Genomic DNA, 822 nt, shown 5'->3' with positions numbered 1-822 from the left:
CCATTTAAAACTTTTAGGCATAATAGTAACTGGTAATGACGTTGACTCTGTAAGTGTTTTTAAAGAAGTTAGTATCATCCATATAAATGGAATTAGCATTGCAATCGCACCTATTATAAGAATTATGTGAACAATTAAATTGCTTGATTTTAATTTTCCTTTCATAAGTTATACCTCCCCTTGAAGTTATTCATAATGAACCCATTTTTTCTGTAATTTAAGTTGAACTGCAGTTATCACTAAAATTATTGCTAATAACAGTACTACTATAGTTGAACCATAACCTTTGTCATTCATTACGAATGAATAATTATAGAATAAGTACACTAAAGATTGAGTAGACTCCATAACTGCATTTGATTTACTAATCATCATAAATATCAAATCAAATACTTGTAATCCGGTTATCATAGAAGTAATGACAACAAAAAACATTGTTGGTGATATTAATGGAAATGTAATAGCGAAAAACTGCCTAATAGGACCTGCTCCATCAATTTTAGCTGCTTCATAAAAACTTTTTGGTATTTCCTGCAGCCCTGCAAGTAAAATAATCATATTGTAACCTAGATAACTCCATATTCCTACTACTATTATAGATAAAAGCGCAAGTTTTGGATTTGTAAGCCAATTGGGTCCTTTTACACCAACGAAAGAAAGCAAGTAGTTAAACAAACCGAAATCCGAACTATAAAGCCATCTCCAAACCATAGCTATAGCTGCCGGTGCTGAAACCATAGGTAGAAAATAGATTGTACGATATATAGTTTTACCTTTTATCTTAGAATTAAGTAGTACTGCAATACCTAAAGAAAGAATAAC

Annotated in this window: 1 protein-coding gene; it reads right to left on the bottom strand. The window is 30.9% G+C overall.

Going from position 1 to position 822, the window contains the following annotated elements; genetic code table 11:
• Positions 1-186 precede the first annotated feature (186 nt).
• Positions 187-822 (bottom strand): carbohydrate ABC transporter permease (locus KPL44_RS25070; RefSeq protein WP_216256120.1); only part of this gene is annotated, 636 nt, incomplete at its 5' end.

The sequence above is a fragment of the Clostridium sp. DSM 17811 genome, from assembly GCF_018861905.1.
GTDB lineage: Bacteria > Bacillota > Clostridia > Clostridiales > Clostridiaceae > Clostridium_AD > Clostridium_AD frigoriphilum.
This window is presented reverse-complemented; position numbering and strand designations above follow the sequence as displayed.